At 70.2% G+C, this 17,476-nt stretch carries 12 protein-coding genes; 11 read left to right on the top strand and 1 reads right to left on the bottom strand.

Annotated elements, in window-relative coordinates; all coding sequences use genetic code 11:
• The first annotated feature begins 89 nt into the window (after positions 1-89).
• From ACZ7OO_RS19040 to ACZ7OO_RS19025, 4 genes are all read left to right on the top strand, one after another.
• The gene (locus ACZ7OO_RS19040) at positions 90-1,619 is read left to right on the top strand and encodes a flavin-containing monooxygenase (protein WP_471505911.1); all 1,530 of its coding nucleotides are present in this window, start codon (positions 90-92) and stop codon (positions 1,617-1,619) included.
• A complete protein-coding gene (locus tag ACZ7OO_RS19035) occupies positions 1,616-2,572 on the top strand; it encodes an alpha/beta fold hydrolase (protein ID WP_471505910.1) in 957 nt (318 codons plus the stop codon). The genes ACZ7OO_RS19040 and ACZ7OO_RS19035 overlap by 4 nt, the downstream gene beginning before the upstream one ends.
• Positions 2,569-3,453, top strand: coding sequence for an SDR family oxidoreductase (locus ACZ7OO_RS19030; protein WP_471505909.1), 885 nt, complete (start codon positions 2,569-2,571; stop codon positions 3,451-3,453). Before ACZ7OO_RS19035 ends, ACZ7OO_RS19030 begins: the two co-directional genes overlap by 4 nt.
• A gap of 89 nt (positions 3,454-3,542) precedes the next feature.
• Positions 3,543-3,824 (top strand): hypothetical protein, encoded by a 282-nt coding sequence (locus tag ACZ7OO_RS19025; protein WP_471505908.1) that lies wholly within the window; start codon positions 3,543-3,545, stop codon positions 3,822-3,824.
• Positions 3,825-3,951: 127 nt separating this feature from the next.
• On the opposite strand, the gene ACZ7OO_RS19020 is transcribed toward ACZ7OO_RS19025, so the two are convergent.
• Positions 3,952-7,377 carry a S41 family peptidase gene (locus ACZ7OO_RS19020; RefSeq protein ID WP_471505907.1) on the bottom strand — a complete coding sequence of 1,142 codons (3,426 nt, stop codon included), beginning with the start codon at positions 7,375-7,377 and terminating at the stop codon, positions 3,952-3,954.
• 167 nt (positions 7,378-7,544) lie between these two features.
• Here ACZ7OO_RS19020 and ACZ7OO_RS19015 point away from each other — a divergent pair, with 167 nt between their 5' ends.
• From ACZ7OO_RS19015 to ACZ7OO_RS18985, 7 genes are all read left to right on the top strand, one after another.
• Positions 7,545-8,150, top strand: coding sequence for a TetR/AcrR family transcriptional regulator (locus ACZ7OO_RS19015; protein WP_471505906.1), 606 nt, complete (start codon positions 7,545-7,547; stop codon positions 8,148-8,150).
• A gap of 124 nt (positions 8,151-8,274) precedes the next feature.
• Positions 8,275-10,497, top strand: coding sequence for an MMPL family transporter (locus ACZ7OO_RS19010; RefSeq protein ID WP_471505905.1), 2,223 nt, complete (start codon positions 8,275-8,277; stop codon positions 10,495-10,497).
• Positions 10,498-10,995: 498 nt separating this feature from the next.
• Positions 10,996-11,937 (top strand): ABC transporter ATP-binding protein, encoded by a 942-nt coding sequence (locus ACZ7OO_RS19005; protein WP_471505968.1) that lies wholly within the window; start codon positions 10,996-10,998, stop codon positions 11,935-11,937.
• Positions 11,934-13,283, top strand: coding sequence for an ABC transporter permease (locus ACZ7OO_RS19000; protein ID WP_471505904.1), 1,350 nt, complete (start codon positions 11,934-11,936; stop codon positions 13,281-13,283). Before ACZ7OO_RS19005 ends, ACZ7OO_RS19000 begins: the two co-directional genes overlap by 4 nt.
• Before the next feature lie 13 nt (positions 13,284-13,296).
• A complete protein-coding gene (locus ACZ7OO_RS18995) occupies positions 13,297-16,050 on the top strand; it encodes a bifunctional YncE family protein/alkaline phosphatase family protein (protein WP_471505903.1) in 2,754 nt (917 codons plus the stop codon).
• Between the two features lie 146 nt (positions 16,051-16,196).
• On the top strand, positions 16,197-17,078 hold the full coding sequence (locus tag ACZ7OO_RS18990; protein ID WP_471505902.1) for an NAD(P)-dependent oxidoreductase: 882 nt from the start codon (positions 16,197-16,199) through the stop codon (positions 17,076-17,078).
• Between the two features lie 81 nt (positions 17,079-17,159).
• Positions 17,160-17,435: a DUF1876 domain-containing protein gene (locus ACZ7OO_RS18985; RefSeq protein ID WP_471505901.1), complete on the top strand. Its 276-nt coding sequence runs from the start codon at positions 17,160-17,162 to the stop codon at positions 17,433-17,435.
• The last annotated feature ends 41 nt before the right edge of the window (positions 17,436-17,476 follow it).

The raw sequence follows: 17,476 nt of genomic DNA, 5'->3' as shown, positions 1-17,476 counted from the left end.
GCCCCCTACCCATCGGTACGGAGCTGCTCTACAGTCCCATTGCGCCAGTGTTCACTGGCGTAATCATGGTCGATGCGTGGAGGCTCCGGATGGCCCAGCACGAGCAGGTACGGGTGGCGGTGATCGGGTCCGGGTTCGGCGGACTGGGCGCGGCCGTGCGGTTGCGCCGGGAGGGGATCACCGACTTCGTCGTCCTGGAACGGGCCGGCAGCGTCGGCGGCACCTGGCGGGACAACAGCTACCCGGGGTGCGCCTGCGACGTGCCGTCCCACCTGTACTCCTTCTCCTTCGCGCCCAACCCCGACTGGCCGCGCACCTTCTCCGGGCAGGAGCACATCCGCGCCTATCTGGAGCATGTCGCCGACGTGTTCGGGCTCCGGCCCCACCTCCGCTTCGACGCCGAGGTCAAGCGGATGACCTGGGATCCGGAGAAGCTGCGCTGGGACATCGAGACGGCCACCGGTTCGCTCTCCGCCGACGTCGTCGTCTCCGCCACCGGGCCGCTGTCCGACCCGAAGATCCCCGAGATCCCCGGGCTGGACTCCTTCCCCGGCGAGGTCTTCCACTCGGCCCGCTGGGACCACGACTACGACCTGCGCGGCAAGCGGGTCGCCATGGTCGGCACCGGCGCCTCGGCGATCCAGATCGTGCCCGCCATCCAGCCCGAGGTCGCGAAACTCACTCTCTTCCAGCGCACACCCCCGTGGGTGATGCCCCGCGTGGACCGCGCCATCAGCGCCGCCGAACGCCGGCTGCACCGGGCGCTGCCGTTCACCACCCAGGCCCGGCGGGGACTCCTGTGGGGCATCCGGGAACTCCAGGTCCAGGCGTTCACCAAGCGCCCCGACGAACTCGGCCTGGTCGAGAGTCTCGCCAAGCGCAACATGGCCCGCGCCATCAAGGACCCCGCGCTGCGCGCCAGGCTCACCCCGGACTACCGCATCGGCTGCAAGCGGATCCTGCTGTCCAGCACCTACTATCCGGCGCTGGCCCAGCCCAACGTGGACGTGGTGGCGAGCGGGCTCAGCGAGATCCGCGGATCGACGGTGGTCGCCGCCGACGGCAGCAGCGCCGAGGTCGACGCGATCATCTTCGGCACCGGCTTCCACGTCACCGACATGCCCATCGCCGAGCGGGTCGTCGGCGCCGACGGGCGGACCCTCGCGGAGGCCTGGAAGGGCGGCATGGAGGCACTGCGCGGTGCGTCGGCGGCCGGGTTCCCCAACTGGATGACGATCATCGGGCCCAACACCGGCCTCGGGAACTCCTCCATGATCCTCATGATCGAGTCCCAGCTGAACTACATGGCCGACTACCTGCGCCAGCTCCACGTCCTCGGGGGACGGGCAGCCCTCGACGCGCGCCCGGCCGCCGTGGCCGCCTGGAACCACAAGGTCCAGGAGCGGATGAAGCGCACCGTGTGGAACACCGGCGGCTGCACCAGCTGGTACCTGGACGCGAGCGGCCGCAACACCACCATCTGGCCCGGTACGACGACGGAGTTCCGGCGCGCGACCCAGCGGGTGGATCTCACGGAGTACGAGGTGATCCGCGCGCCCCTGACAAGCGATGGGGGCGGCGCGCACGGCGCCAGGTCCGGTGCGGAGGTGGGCGCGTGAGCCGGCTCACCCACGTGACCACCGGGCCGTACGCCCCGCCCGTACCGGCGCGAGAACTCACCGCCGTCTCCGCCGACGGCGCGCGCCTGCACGTCGAGGTGCACGGTCCCGAGAAGGCGCCTCCCGTCGTCCTCGCCCACGGCTGGACCTGCTCGACCGCCTTCTGGGCGGCACAGATACGGGAGCTGGCCGCCGACCACCGGGTCATCGCGTACGACCAGAGAGGGCACGGGCGCAGTCCCGCGAGCCCCACGTGCACCACCCAGGCGCTGGCGGACGACCTCGAAGCGGTGCTCTCGCACACGCTCGCCCGCGGGGAGCGGGCGGTGATCGTCGGGCACTCCATGGGCGGCATGAGCGTCATGGCGGCCTCCGCGCGACCGCGTTTCCGTGAGCACGCCGCCGCGGTCCTGCTGTGCAGCACCGGCAGTTCGCGGCTGGTCGCGGAGTCGCTCGTCATACCGTTGCGCGCCGGAGCTGTGCGCACCTGGCTCACGGCGCACGTCCTGGCCTCGCGCCTCCCGCTCGGACCGGTCACGCCCGTCGCCCGGCGCATCCTCAAGTACGCCACCATGGGCGCCGGTTCCGCCCCGCACATGGTGGAGGCGTGCGCGCGAATCGTGCACGCCTGCCCGCGCGCCGTGCGCCACGCCTGGGCGCGTGTCCTCGCGCAGCTCGACATCGAGGACGGCGTAAGGGAGTTGCGCGCGCCCACCGCGATCATCAGCGGCGCGTCCGACCGGCTCACGCCCCCTCTGCACGCCCGCGCGCTGGCCGCGGCGCTGCCGCACTCCCTCGGTCTCACCGAGCTGCCCGGCATGGGCCACATGACTCCGGTCGAGGCGCCGGAACTGGTCAACGGAAAGATCCGGGAACTGGTCACCGCGTATGTGACGCAGACCCCCGGCCGAGCCGGCGCCGAGGCGCCCGAGCGGATCAAGGAGGGCTCATGAGCAGGGTCGGTCTCGAAGGACAGGTCGCCGTCGTCACCGGAGCGGCGCGCGGGGTCGGCGAGTTGCTCGCCCGCAAGCTCTCCGCGCGCGGGGCGAAGGTCGCACTGGTCGGGCTGGAGGAGGAGGCGCTCAAGGAGGTCTCCGGGCGGCTGCACACCGACAGTGCGTACTGGTACGCCGACGTCACCGATCACGAGGCGATGAGCCGGGTGGCGCGGGAGGTCAAGGAGCGGTTCGGGAAGGCCGACATCGTGGTGGCCAACGCCGGGGTGGCGAACGGCGGTCCGTTCGCCGAGTCGGATCCTGAGGCCTGGCGGCGGGTGATCGAGGTCAACCTGATCGGCTCGGCGGTGACGGCACGCGCGTTCCTGCCGGTGCTCACGGAGAGCCGGGGCTATCTGCTGCAGATTGCGTCGCTGGCCGCGATCACGCCGGCGCCCATGATGACGGCGTACTGCGCGTCCAAGGCGGGCGTGGAGGCGTACGCGCACAGTCTGCGCGCCGAGGTCGGCCACCAGGGGGTGCGCGTCGGGGTCGGGTACCTGTCCTGGACGGACACCGACATGGTGCGTGGCGCCGACCAGGACGAGGTGATGCGGGAGCTGCGGCAGCGGCTGCCGTGGCCGTCGAACAAGACGTATCCGCTGGGCCCGGCGGTGGACCGGATCGTGGCCGGGATCGAGCGGCGCTCGGCGCATGTGTACGGGCAGTGGTGGCTGCGTGGGATGCAGGGCGTGCGCGGGTACCTGCCGACGCTGATCGGGACGGTCGGGCAACGCGAGATGAAGCGGTTCGCGCCCCGCTTGCAGGGCATGCGCACCGGACTCGTCGGCGCAGGTGGGGCAGCTGATGAGGAGGCGCGCGCTACGCAGCGTCACTGATCGAAATGCGGGCTGTAGCGCCCCGTGTGAGTCTGGTCGAGGCCCCACCGATGGGCCAATCCCCTCACCCTCCACGGGAGTGAACCCACATGGGTATGAAGGACAAGGCCGGCAAGACGCAGGCTCAGGCCAAGCAGAAGATGCACGAAGGCCAGGAGCAGGCCAAGCAGAAGATGCACGAAGGCCAGGAGCAGGCCAAGCAGAAGATGCACGAGGGCCAGGAGCAGGCCAAGCAGCGTGGCCAGCAGGCGCAGGAGCGTGGCCAGCAGATGCGTGAGCGCGGCCAGCAGACGCGTGACCGTGGTCGCCAGAACACGGACGACACCGAGCAGGAGATGCAGGACCGGTTCAGCCAGGACTACGACGCGTAGTCGTCGCACTGGCTTGGCCGAATTGTGTGGGGCGCCCTTCCTTTTGGAGGGGTGCCCTGCGTTTTGGTGCCCTGCGTTTTCGGGCGCCTACGGGGCGGGGCGCGGTGTTGGGATGCGCACCGGTGTCTCAGGGAGCTGTCGGTCGTGGGGGCAGTTTGGGGCGGGACCTGTCGGGGACCCCGCTGTGGTCCGGGGGGACTGCCGCCGGGTGGTCGGTCAGGAGGTCCAGGGCCAGTTGGATGGCGTCGTCCATCTCGACGTGGCGGCCCTCCGCCCAGTCCAGGGGGGTGCGCAGGGCCTCCACGTCGGGGGCGACGCCGTGGTTCTCGACGGACCAGCCGTACTTCTCGAACCAGGCCGCGTTCATCGGCACCGTGATCACCGTGCCGTCGCCCAGCCGGTGCCGCCCGGTCATGCCCACGACCCCACCCCAGGTGCGCTGCCCGACGACCGGGCCGAGCCTCAGCAGCTTGATCGCGGCCGTGATCATGTCGCCGTCGGAGGAGGTGGCCTCGTCGGTGAGCGCGACGATCGGGCCGCGCGGGGCGTTGGAGGCGTACGACACCGGCTGGGCGTTCCTCGTCAGGTCCCACCCCAGGATGGTCCGGGTGAGTTTCTCGACGACGAGTTCGCTGATGTGGCCGCCCGCGTTGCCGCGCACGTCGACGATGAGCGCGGGTCGAGAGACCTCCATGCGCAGATCGCGGTTGAACTGGGCCCAGCCCGAACCGCCCATGTCCGGGATGTGCAGATAGCCGCATCTGCCGCCGCTCACCTCCCGTACCACCGCACGGCGTTTGGCCACCCAGTCCTGGTAACGCAGCGGCCGCTCGTTGATCAGCGGGAGGACGGCGACCCGGCGCGGCGCCCCCGGCTCGCCGTCGCCCGGCACGAACGTCAGCTCCACCGTCGTACCGCCCGCCCCCGCGAGCAGCGGATACGGCCCGGTCACCGGATCCACCGGCCTGCCGTCCACGTGCGTGAGCACCGCGCCCTCCCGGATCCCCGTGCCCGCGAGCGGGGAGCGCGCCTTGGAGTCGGAGGAGTCGCCGGGCAGGATCCGCTTGACCGTCCAGCCGCCGTCCCGGCGTACGAAGTCGGTGCCGAGCAGGCCCTGGAAGCGCTGGTAGTGCGGTGGGCCCTCGTTGCGGCGGGCTGGGGTGACATAGGCGTGCGAGGTGCCCAGTTCGCCGAGGACCTCGCGCAGGAGGTCGGCGAACTCGTCGGGAGAGGCGACCCGTTCGACCAGCGGACGGTACTGGTCGAGCACCCCGTCCCAGTCGATGCCGCACATCCCGGGGTCCCAGAAGTAGTCGCGGATGAGACGGCCGGCCTCGGCGTAAGCCTGGCGCCACTCGGCGGGCGGATCGACCTGGTGCAGGATGCGGCGTAGATCGATCCAGACGGTCGTGTCGGCGTCGCCGGACTCGGTCGACGGCACGGCCCGCAGTTCGCCCTCGTCGACCACGACGAGGCGGCTGCCGTCGCCGCTGACGGTGAACCAGTCCAGATGGTCGACGAGTTCGGACTTCTTCGCCTTGCTGATGTTGAAGTACTCCAGGGTTGGTCGGCCGCTGGTGTCCGCGGGGTTGACAAAGGTCTCGCCGAGCGCGCCCGAGATCGGCCAGCGCAGCCAGACCAGACCGCCGCCCGCGACCGGGTACAGCGCCGAGTACTTCGAGGCGGTGACCGGGAACGGGGTCACCCGGCTCTCCAGCCCCTCCACCTCGACCGTGACCGCGCCGCCCTCGCCGGGCTCCTCGTCCTCGACGGGGTCCAGACCGCCCGCCGCCGGGCGCCCGTCGGGGCTGAGGGCGAAGGGGGAGGGAGTCGCCGAGGAGAGCGGGACCAGGTACGGGCGGCAGCCGAGCGGGAAGGACAGGTCGCCGGTGTGCACGTCGTACACCGGGTCGAAGCCGCGCCAGGACAGGAACGCGAGATAGCGGCCGTCGCGGGTGAAGACCGGGTTCTCGTCCTCGAAGCGGCCGTTGGTGACGTCGATGACGAGCCGGTCGCTGATGCGGGCCAGCTTGATCTGCCGCAGCGAACGGCCGATCCCTGGATGCGACCAGGTCAACCATGACCCGTCCGGTGAGAAGGCCAGATCGCGGACCGGACCGTTGATCGACCGGATCAACTCGGTGACCACGCCGTCGGAGCCCTCGCCGTCAACGGAATCAATGTCGACGGGGGCAGCGGCATCAACATGATCAACACCGTCCACAGAATCAACAGAATCAGCAGAAAAGGCAGGGTCGACGGAATCGGCGGAATCAACATCCACCACATCCACAGCGTCAACGGCGTCAATGGAATCAACAGATCCCTCGACGTCCTCAACGCCCTCGGTCACGTCGATGAGCAGCAGCCGCCCGTCGTGCGCCGCCACCGCCAGCCGCTCGCCCAGCGGGTCGGACACCAGTTCAAGGACCCGGCCCAGCTTCCCTGAGGCCAGCCGGCGCGGTGGGCGGTCGCCGCTCGCCCGGGGCAGGTGGGCGATCTCGATCGCGTCCTCACCGCCGGCGTCCGTGACGTAGGCGATCTGCCCGGTGGAGCCGAGCATCTCCGGGAGCCGTACCCGTACCCCCGGTGTGTCGGCGATGGTGCGGGCCGGGCCGTCGCGGTGGGTGAGCCAGTACAGGCTGCCGCGTACGACGACGGCGCTGGCCCGTCCGGTCTCGTCGGCGGAGACGCCGTCGACGTGCTGCGCGGCCGGCACCTGGTAGGGGCGGCGCCCGGCGCGTGCCCCGGACAGCCGCACGTCCAGCCTGCGCGGCGTCGAGTCCGGACCGAGGTTGTCGACGAGCCACAGGTCACCCGCGCACTGGTACACCACCCGGGTGCCGTCGCTGGCGGCGTGCCGGGCGTAGAAGGCGTCGTGGTCGGTGTGCCGGCGCAGGTCGGAGCCGTCGTAGGCGCAGGAGTAGAGGTTGCCGACGCCCTCGTGGTCGGAGAGGAAGGCGATCCGGCCGGCGACGAACATCGGGGAGTGCAGATGGCCGCCGATGTCGGCGAGCAGCCGCTGCCCGTGCAGCCAGAGCCGCCCCATGGCGCCGCCCCGGTAGCGTTTCCAGGCGGCCGGTTCGTGCGGCGGGGTGCCGGTGAGCAGCAGGGTCTTCCGCTCGCCCTCGATGTCGGCGACCTGTATGTCCGAGACCGGCCCCCAGGGCAGCTTGCGGCCCGGGTCGCCGTCGGGGAACACCTTGTAGGCCCACGTGAAATAGGAGAACGGCTGCCCCTGGGAGGCCACCGCGAGAATGTCGCCCTCCGGGGTCCAGCCGCACACCTGGGTGTCGGCGCTGCCCCAGTACGTCAGCTGCCGTCCCGGCCCGCCGTCCACGTCGGCCAGGTGGATCTCGGGCACCAGGCTGCGCCAACTCGTGTAGGAGACCTGGCGGCCGTCCGGCGAGAAACGCGGATGGCCGACCTTGGTGCGGTCGACGGTGAGCCGCCAGGCGCGACCCGGGGCGTCCAGCGAGGTCAGCCAGAGGTCGTCCTCGGCCACGAAGCACAACAGGTCACCGTGAAGGTGCGGCATGCGCAGATAGCTCACCTCCCCATGCTTTTCCGGGTACAGGGGCCCAGCAACTCGTGGGGACACACGAGTCGCCGACGCACGTGAGACAGCACACGTACGAAACGGTTTCGTTTCTATAGATCTCGGGGTATCTTCAACATGTACGTACCGAGGTGCCGACGGAACAGGGAAGGGTGAGTGGCATGGCTGATGTCGCAACGGCGCGTCGCAGTCGGATCACGCCCGAGCGCGAGGCCGAGCTGTACGAGGCCGTGCTCGACCTGCTCCGCGAGGTCGGCTACGACGCCCTCACCATGGACGCCGTCGCCGCCCGCACCAAGTCCAGCAAGGCCACCCTCTACCGCCAGTGGGGCGGCAAGGCCGAGCTGGTGGCCAAGGCGGTACGGCACAACAAGCCGGGCGCCGCGGGTGTCGACGAGATCGACACCGGCTCGCTCCGGGGCGACCTGCACGCCCTCACCCTGCGCTCGGACGACTGCGAGATGGAGCAGAACTCCGCGCTGATGCGAGGTCTCGCCATGGCGGTCCATGGCAACCCGGACCTCCTGGAGGCGTTCAAGGAGCATCTGATCGGGCCCGAGATGGCCGAGTTCCGCCGTGTGTTGCAGCGTGCCGTCGACCGGGGTGAGGTCCGTGCGGACAACCCGGCGATCGACTTCGTGATGCACATGATGATCGGTGGGTTCGCCGCGCGTTCCCTGATCGACGAGCAGCCGCCCACCCAGGCCTTCCTCCTGTCGTACATCGACGCCGTGGTGCTCCCCGCCCTCGGCGCGGCCACCCGCTGACCCTTCCCCACAGCCAGCCCACCTGACGCCTCCGCTCACGTCGTCGGGCCGGTCACCCCTGCCACCCACCGGGTTGATCACCCCTGCCCTGCATACCCCACGACCTGACCGGGAGTACGCCCTCGTGGCCACGTTCCTCTACAAACTGGGCCGTCTCGCCTTCAGGCGACGGCACTTCGTCGCCCTCATATGGGTGGCGCTGCTGACCCTCGCGGGCGTCGGCGCGGCCAGCGCCCCCGCCGCCGGCAACACGTCCTTCTCCATCCCCGGAACCGAGGCCCAGAAGGCCTTCGACCTGCTGGACCAGCGCTTCCCCGGCACCAGCTCCGACGGCGCCACCGCGCGCGTGGTCTTCAAGGCGCCCACCGGCGAGAAGATGACGGACAAGCTCAACAAGGCGACCGTCAAGAAGACCGTCAAGGAACTGTCCGACGGCTCCGAGGTCGCCTCGGTCACCGACCCCTACAAGGGCAAGGCCGTCAGCAAGGACGGCACGATCGCCTACGCCTCGGTCAACTACAAGGTCTCCGGCATGGCGCTGGAGAACTCCTCACGGGACGCCCTGAAGGCGGCCGCGCAGGACGCGCGGGACGCCGGGCTGACCGTGGAGGTCGGTGGTGACGCGCTCAGCGCCACGCCCGAGACCGGTTCCAGCGAGGTCATCGGTATCGCCATCGCCGCGGTCGTCCTGGTGATCACCTTCGGCTCGCTGCTCGCGGCCGGCTTCCCGCTGCTCACCGCGATCATCGGCGTCGGTATCGGCGTCTCCACCATCACGGCCCTGGCCAGCGCCCTCGACCTGGGCTCCACCACCTCCACGCTCGCCTCGATGATCGGCCTGGCGGTCGGCATCGACTACGCGCTGTTCATCGTCTCCCGCTACCGCGCGGAACTGGCCGAGGGCCGCGAACGCGAGGAAGCCGCAGGCCGGGCGGTCGGCACGGCGGGCTCCGCCGTCGTCTTCGCCGGTCTGACGGTGCTGATCGCCTTGGTCGGACTGTCCGTCGTAAACATCCCGATGCTCACCAAGATGGGTGTAGCCGCCGCGGGCACGGTCGCCATCGCCGTCCTGATCGCCCTCACCCTCGTCCCGGCCCTGCTCGGCTACGCCGGCCGCAAGATCAAGCCCGCCGGTGAGAAGAGCAAGCTGTTCGGCGGTGGCCGCGCCGCGAAGAAGCACGCCGGCAAGCCGAACATGGGAACCCGCTGGGCGAGCTTCGTCGTACGGCGCCCGGTCGCCGTGCTGCTGCTCGGCGTCGTCGGTCTCGGCGCGGCGGCGGTACCCGCGTCCTCCCTGCAGCTCGGCCTCGGCGACGACGGCTCCCAGCCGACCTCCACCACCCAGCGCCGCGCCTACGACCTGCTCTCCGACGGCTTCGGCGCCGGCTTCAACGGCCCGCTCGTGGTCGTCGTCGACGCCCAGGACAGCGACCACCCGAAGTCCGCGTTCAACAAGGTCGACAACGAGATCAAGGGTCTCAAGGACGTCGGCACGGTCGCCCCGGCCAGGCCCAACAAGGCCGGCGACACCGCGACCATCACCGTCATCCCGAAGTCCAAGCCGTCCTCGACCACCACCGAGGACCTCGTCCACGCGATCCGCGACAAGGGCACCGAGATCACCGCCGACACGGACGCCAAAGTCCTGGTCACCGGCTCCACGGCGATGAACATCGACGTCTCGCAGAAGCTCAACGACGCGCTGATCCCCTATCTGATCCTGGTCGTCGGCCTCGCCTTCCTCCTCCTGATCGTGGTCTTCCGCTCGATCCTGGTCCCGCTGAAGGCCGCCCTCGGCTTCCTGCTCAGCGTGATGGCGGCTCTCGGCGCCGTCGTCGCGGTCTTCCAGTGGGGCTGGCTGTCCGGCCTGCTCGGCGTCGAGGAGACCGGTCCGGTCATGTCCATGATGCCGATCTTCATGGTGGGCGTCGTCTTCGGCCTGGCCATGGACTACGAGGTGTTCCTCGTGACCCGGATGCGGGAGGCGTACGTCCACGGCGAGAAGCCGAGCCAGGCCGTCGTCACCGGCTTCAAGCACGGGGCTCGGGTCGTCACGGCCGCCGCCGTCATCATGATGGCCGTCTTCTCCGGCTTCATCGGCTCCAGCGAGTCCATGATCAAGATGATCGGCTTCGGTCTCGCGATCGCCGTCTTCTTCGACGCGTTCATCGTCCGTATGGCCATCGTCCCGGCCGTGCTCGCTCTGCTCGGCAAGCGCGCCTGGTGGCTGCCGAAGTGGCTGGACCGCCTGCTGCCCAACGTCGACGTCGAGGGCGAGGGCCTGCGCGCTCTGTCCGGCAACGACGCCGGCAAGGACGACGAGGACCGGGAGCTGGTACGCGCCTGACGCGCAGCTCGTGAAAGACCGCCGGTGAGGGTCCGTGGGGACGGGGCGCCCTCACCGGCTTCCTTGTGCCCCGCACGGACCGCGGTGTCAACCCGCGCATCGCGGCGTCGACTACACGCATCGCGGCGTTGACCACTACCGGCGCTGCGCGACGAGGTGACAGGGCTCGGCGCCGCCGCGGTGGACGGCCGCGTCGCGCTGCTGCTCGTTCGGCGGCGCTCCTGCTGGGGGTCAGGAAGCCCCGCGGCCGACAGCGGTTCTGGTCTCGCACAAGGGCCGGGCCCCGCTTCCTGAGGGAGGGTGGGGCCCGGCCCTTGTGGTACGGGCGCGTGACATGCGGGCGTTGCCCGGGTCCGGCGTCAAGTCGGCTGCCGGTCCGAACGACTTGCCGTTGCCTTGACGAACCGTTCCTCGAACGTTCAGCCGACCGCCTGTGCCTGGGTTGTGTGTCCTCCATAAAGTCCCTGCGGATTGCGGAAGAAGGGACGCATGGGACTCATGGACACACTCCACGCAGTCCGGGCCCGAGGGATCACCAAGTGCTTCGGCGACGTCGTCGCACTCGACACCGTCGACCTGGATGTGACGCAAGGTCAGATCCACGGCCTGGTCGGACCGAACGGCGCCGGCAAGACCACATTGCTCGGCCTGCTGCTGGGTCTGGCCGTCGCCGACGGCGGCCGGCTCGAGATCCTCGGCACGCCGGTCGACCGGGCGCTCGCCGCACCCGACGGCGTCGCCGGTTTCGTGGACGCGCCCGGTCTCTACCCCTCGCTCACCGCCCGGCAGAACCTCGCCGCACTGGCCGCACTCCGCGGCCTCGACGCGGGGACGGCGGGCATCGACGACGTGCTCGGCCAGGTCGGGCTCACCGATGTCGCCGACGACAAGACCCGCGGCTTCTCCCTCGGCATGCGCCAGCGGCTCGGGCTCGCCGCTGCGCTGCTGACCAAGCCCCGGCTGCTCGTGCTCGACGAACCGTCCAACGGCCTCGACCCGGCCGGGAAGAGACATGTGCACCGCGTCCTCACCCGGCTCGCCGCGCAAGGAACCAGCGTGGTGCTCTCCAGCCACCGTATGGACGACCTGGAGGCACTGTGCTCCGAGGTCACCATCCTCGCGACCGGGCGGATCGTCTTCTCCGGCCCGCTGAGCAAGCTGGCCGCCGAGAACCGTGAACTCGACTACCGGCTGCGCACCTCCGACCCCGAGGCCGCGCGCCGGTTCGCCGCCGACACGACCGGCATCCGGATCGTCGACGACAGCGGCGTGCGGCAGGACGCCGACATGCTCGTCGTACGCGCCCTGGTGCCCGCCCTGGACGAACTCGTCGCCAAGGTCGTGCGGTCGGATGTCGCGGTGCGTGAACTCGCCCCCGTCGTATCGCCGCTGGAGGCCGCGTTCCTCGCCCTCACCGAGCAGCAGGAGGCCGGCCGATGACCGTGGCCACAGCCGAAGGCGCCGTCGTTCCCGCCCGCCGCGTCCCCGTGTCGCGGGGCTACCGCTTCGAACTGGTGAAGCTGGTCTCGCAGTGGCGGATCCGCCTGCTGGTCCTCGCCTGCTGGATCGTGCCGGCACTCTTCGTCGCCGGGGTGAGCCAGCAGAGCACGCTGCCTGCCGACACGCTCTTCGGCCGGTGGATGCACGCTACGGGCTGGGCCGGCCCGCTGGTGATGCTCGGTTTCGCGGGCACCTGGGCGCTGCCGCTGCTGACGTCGGTGGTCGCCGGTGACGTGTTCGCCTCCGAGGACCGGCTCGGCACCTGGCGCCATCTGCTGGTGGCGGTCCGCTCGCCCGCGCGGATCTTCGTGGCGAAGTCACTGGCCAGCCTCACCGTCATCCTGCTGCTGGTGGCCGGTCTGGCCGTCTCCAGCGCGGTCGGCGGACTGGTGGCGGTCGGCAACCAGCCCCTGGTGGGACTGGACGGGCACCTGCTGACGACGGGAGACGCGGCCGGCCGCGTCCCGCTCGCCTGGGTCGCGGCCCTCGCCCCGACCCTCGCGCTCGCCGCGATCGGCCTGCTCGGCTCGGTCGCGCTGGGCCGCTCCCCGATGGGGCTGCTGCTTCCCCCGATCGTCGCGCTCGCGATGTCGGTCGCCCAGATGCTGCCGCTGCCCGTAGCCGTCCGCCTCGCCCTGCCCACCTACGCCTTCATCTCCTGGAACGGCCTGTTCACCAGCCCGGCCCAGCTCGCCCCGCTCCTGATCGCCGTCGCGGTCAGCCTGGTGTGGGCGGTGCTCGCGACCGTACTGGCCTATGTGCTGTTCGTACGGCGCGACTTCACCAACCCGGCCTACGACGGTTCCGGGCGCCGTGCGGTCACCCTCGGCGTGCTGCCGCTGGCCGCGCTGACCGCCGTCACCGTCGGAGCGGTCGCCGTGGCCACCCCGTCGACGGGTTCCGGGATCGAGCAGGACAAGCTGCAGCGGTCCCTCGCCACGGTGTTCGGCCACCTCTACCGACTGCAGACGCAGCAACTCCACCGACCCGCCGTCACCGAGGCCCAGCTGCGGGCCACGGCGGCATGCACCAAGAGCGACGGCCAGGCCGCCCAGGAGGGGGCGGGCAACGACTGGCGTTGCGTCGTGAGCTGGCATCTGCCCGGCGTCCCGGTCACAGGGACAGCCGTCTACCAGCTCGACATCACCTCAGACGGGCGGTTCGTGGCCGACGGCGACGGTCCCAAGGAAGTGAACGGTTACTTCCTCGTGCGGACTTCGACCGGCGACGCCCCGAATCCGCTGTGGCAGTTCGACGGCAACGTCGATCTGCTCGACACCCACTGAAGGGAACAGTTCCGTGCAGGTAATCCGCCAGCGCCGGATCAACGAGAACAAGCCGGTCTACCTTTTTGGCAGACGAGTCGGTCGCCGCACCATGCTGGTGACGGCGGGCATCGCCGTCGCCCTCGGCGTCACGAGCACCGCGGTCGCCTCGACCTACCAGTTCGGCACCCAGCAGGTCGGCCAGACCACCGCCAACGGCCAGGTGGTCTCCGCCGACCAGTACATCAACCCCTACGGCAGCCGCACCGTCATCAACGACGGCAAGATCATGTCGTCGACGGTCAGCCCGGACGGCAGCCACCTCGCGGCCTCCATCGCCGACGGTGACGCGTCGCTGGTCGTCATGGACCTCGCGACCGGGCAGGTGAAGCAGAAGGTCGGCACCAACGCGGCGGACAACCTGCGGATCAGCAGCGGCGCGGTCGGCCAGGAAGGCCCGACGTACTCGCCCGACGGCAAGCAGCTGTGGCTCGGACAGGCCAACGGCTACACCAAGTTCACCGTCAACGCCGACGGCACCCTCTCCACCCCGACGGCCGTTCCGATCCCGGCCGACGGCTCCAAGCAGGCGCTGGTGGGCGCGGCGGTGTTCTCGGCCGACGGCTCCACCGTGTACTCCGCGGTCAACGGCCAGAACAAGGTGGTCGCGATAGACGCGGCGACCGGAACGGTCAAGCAGAGCTGGGCAGTCGGCAACGCCCCGCGCGGTCTCGCCCTGGTCGGCGGCAAGCTGTATGTCAGCAACGAGGGCGGCCGCCCGGCCAAGGCCGGTGACACCACCATCAACTCCTACGGCACCAATGTCGTGGCGAACCCGAAGACCGGCGCCGCCACCACGGGCACGGTCAGCGTCATCGACACCGCCGACGCGTCCGCCGCCGTCGGCACCGTCGAGGTCGGTCTGCACCCGACCGCGGTGTACGCCAAGAACGGCGCGGTGTTCGTCACCAACACCGCCGACAACAGCGTGTCGGTCATCGACAGCCGCAAGGACAAGGTCGTCCAGACCATCGCGACCCAGCCGTGGCCGGAGGCCTCGGTCGGCTACGAGCCGAACGCGGTCACGCTCACCGACGACGGCCGGCTGCTGGTCACGCTCGGGCGCGCCAACGCGGTCGCCGTCTACCGCTACACCTCCGCGCAGCAGCCCGCCCGCTACGTCGGCCTGCTCCCCACCGACTACTTCCCGTCGGGGATCACCGCCCTCGGCAAGAAGGTCGTCGTGGCCAACACCCGTGGCATCGACGCCCTGCGTCCCGACGCCGCCGGCCACAACACCCACGACACCACATCGAGCCTGACCCAGTTCACGATGCCGAGCGACCAGGTCGTCAGGTCCGAGACGGTCAAGGTGTTCAAGCAGAACGGCTGGACGTCCAACTCGGTCAAGACCGCCAAGGGCAACAGCAACAAGAAGGCCGTCCCGGTTCCGAAGCGGATCGGCGACCCCTCGACGATCAAGCACGTCTTCCTGCTCGTCAAGGAGAACCGCACCTACGACCAGGTCTTCGGCGACCTCCCGCAGGGCAACGGCAACTCCTCGCTCACCCAGTTCGGCGAGAACGTGACGCCGAACCAGCATGCGCTGGCCCAGCAGTTCGGTCTGTACGACAACTTCTACGACGTCGGCACCAACTCCGCCGAGGGCCACAACTGGCTGATGCAGTCCGACAACCCGGAGTACACCGAGTCGTCGGCCGGCGAGTACACGCGCAGCTACGACACCGAGGACGACGTCCTCGGCCACCAGAAGTCCGGCTTCATCTGGACCGGTGCGCAGGCGGCCGGGAAGTCCGTCAAGGACTTCGGCGAGTTCCAGTCGATCGAGAGCAAGCCGGCCGGAGCGACCTGGCAGAACCTGTACTGCGACAGCAAGAACATGGCCGCGACCGGGGCACAGACCGCCTACCCCATCAAGACGGGCTCGGCGATCCCCTCGCTCAACGACGTGTCGGTGCAGGGCTTCCCGCTGTTCGACCTCAACGTCCCGGACATCTACAAAGAGCAGATCTGGAAGCAGGACTTCGAGAAGAACGGTCCGGCGAACCTGAACATGTTCTGGTTCTCCAACGACCACACCGGCGGCCCCGCGAACGCTGCCGCCGAGGTCGCCGACAACGACCTCGCGGTCGGCAAGATGGTCGACGAGATCACCCACAGCAAGTACTGGAAGGACTCGGCGATCTTCGTCGTCGAGGACGACTCCCAGGCCGGCCTCGACCACGTCGACGGCCACCGTGCCCCGGTCCAGGTCATCAGCCCCTACGCCAAGCACGGCACCGTCGACAGCCACTACTACTCGCAGATCACCATGGTCCGCACCGTCGAGCAGATCCTCGGGATCCACCCGATGAACCAGCTCGACAGCGCCGCCACCCCGATGTACGGGGCGTTCACCAAGAAGGCGGACAACACCCCGTTCACGGCGGTCCCCAACCGGACCTCGCTGACCCTCGGCGTGAACCCGCAGCCGTCCTGCGGCTCGGACACCCCGGCGGCCCAGGACACCAAGGCGGCGGCCGCGCCGACGACCGTGTCCGTGCCGGCGGCCCAGAAGACCGTCGCGGCGCAGTGGAAGACCTGGGCGTCGCACCAGCGGCTGACCGGCGTGAACGCCGTGCCGGACTATGCCAACCCCACCCAGATGAACCGGTACACCTGGTACCAGACGCACAACTGGACCAAGCCGTACCCCGGTGACAAGAAGATCTACGCACCGAACGACGTTCCGGGCGCCTACCTCCCGTCGTCGGAGAACGACGGCTGATCCGGCCTCCGTCACGTCAAGGGGTCCGGGCCGGCGTCACTGCCGGTCCGGGCCCCTTGCGCGTGTCATCGGGCCCGAGCCGCACGCGAGACGGCGCGCCGTGCGCCAAGCTGGCCTGTGGAAGACACGAACGACAGGGAGACGTCATGACCGACAAGCCGACCGTGGCTCTGCTGGGCACCGGCATCATGGGCGCCGCAATGGGCCGCAACCTCCTGAAGGCAGGGCTCACCGTCCGCGCGTGGAACCGCACCCGCGCCAAGGCCGAACCCCTCGCCGCCGACGGCGCCCAGGTCACCGACACCCCCGCCGAGGCCGTCGAGGGCGCCGACGTCGTTCTGACCATGCTGTACGACGGCGCGACCGCCCTGGAGGTCGTCCGCGAGGCCGCCGACGCGCTGCGGCCCGGGGTCGTCTGGGCGCAGTCGACGACCGCGGGACTCGACCAGATCCCGGAACTGGCCGCTTTCGCCCGCGAGCACGGCCTGGTCTTCTACGACGCCCCGGTCCTCGGCACCCGCCAGCCCGCCGAGGACGGACAGCTCACCGTCCTGGCCGCCGGTCCCGAGCAGGGCCGGGAGACGGTCGCGCCGGTCTTCGACGCCATCGGCGCCCGCACGCTGTGGACCGGCGACGACGGCTCCTCGGCCGCCGCGACCCGGCTGAAGCTGGTCGCCAACAGCTGGGTCCTCGCGGTCACCGCGGCGGCCGGCGAGGTGGTGGCCCTGGCCCAGGCCCTCGACGTCGACCCCCACAGCTTCTTCGACCTGATCGCGGGCGGCCCGCTCGACATGGGCTATCTGCGGGCCAAGGCGCAGCTGATCCTCGATGGCGGGATGACCCCGCCGTCCTTCGCGGTGGACACCGCCGGGAAGGACGCCCGGCTGATCGTCGCCGCCGGCGCGAGCCACGGTGTGCGCCTCGACGTCGCCGAGGCGGCCGCCGAACGCTTCGCCCGCGCCGCCGCCCAGGGGCACGCCGACGAGGACATGGCCGCCGCGTACTTCGCGAGCTTCGACGACAAGTAGCCGGTGACCGGGGCCGCGCCGACGTGACGGCTCGGCCCCCTGAGGAGCACCCTGGAAGCAGCGATTCCGGAGGTGGTCCCCATGATGCAAACCGCTGTGGGATGGCACGTCGAGCTGGAGTTCCTGGAGGACGACACGCATACGCGCGCAGTGGCCATGGTGCGTCTGCCCGACGGCACCGAGGTACGCGCGCACGGGCACGCGAGCCGTCATGACTCCGACAGCAATCAGCCCAGAGTGGGCGAGGAGATCGCGGGAGCCCGCGCTTTGAACGAACTGGCCATGCAGTTGCTGACCAAGGCGCATGGCGAGATCGACGCGGACTCCGGACGGCACTCGCACCCGATCAACGTGTGAGGCGCGCGATCGCGCCGGCGGTCGCGCGGGCGCGCAGAGCG

Source organism: Streptomyces sp. NPDC111744 (genome assembly GCF_055634995.1).
This window is presented reverse-complemented; position numbering and strand designations above follow the sequence as displayed.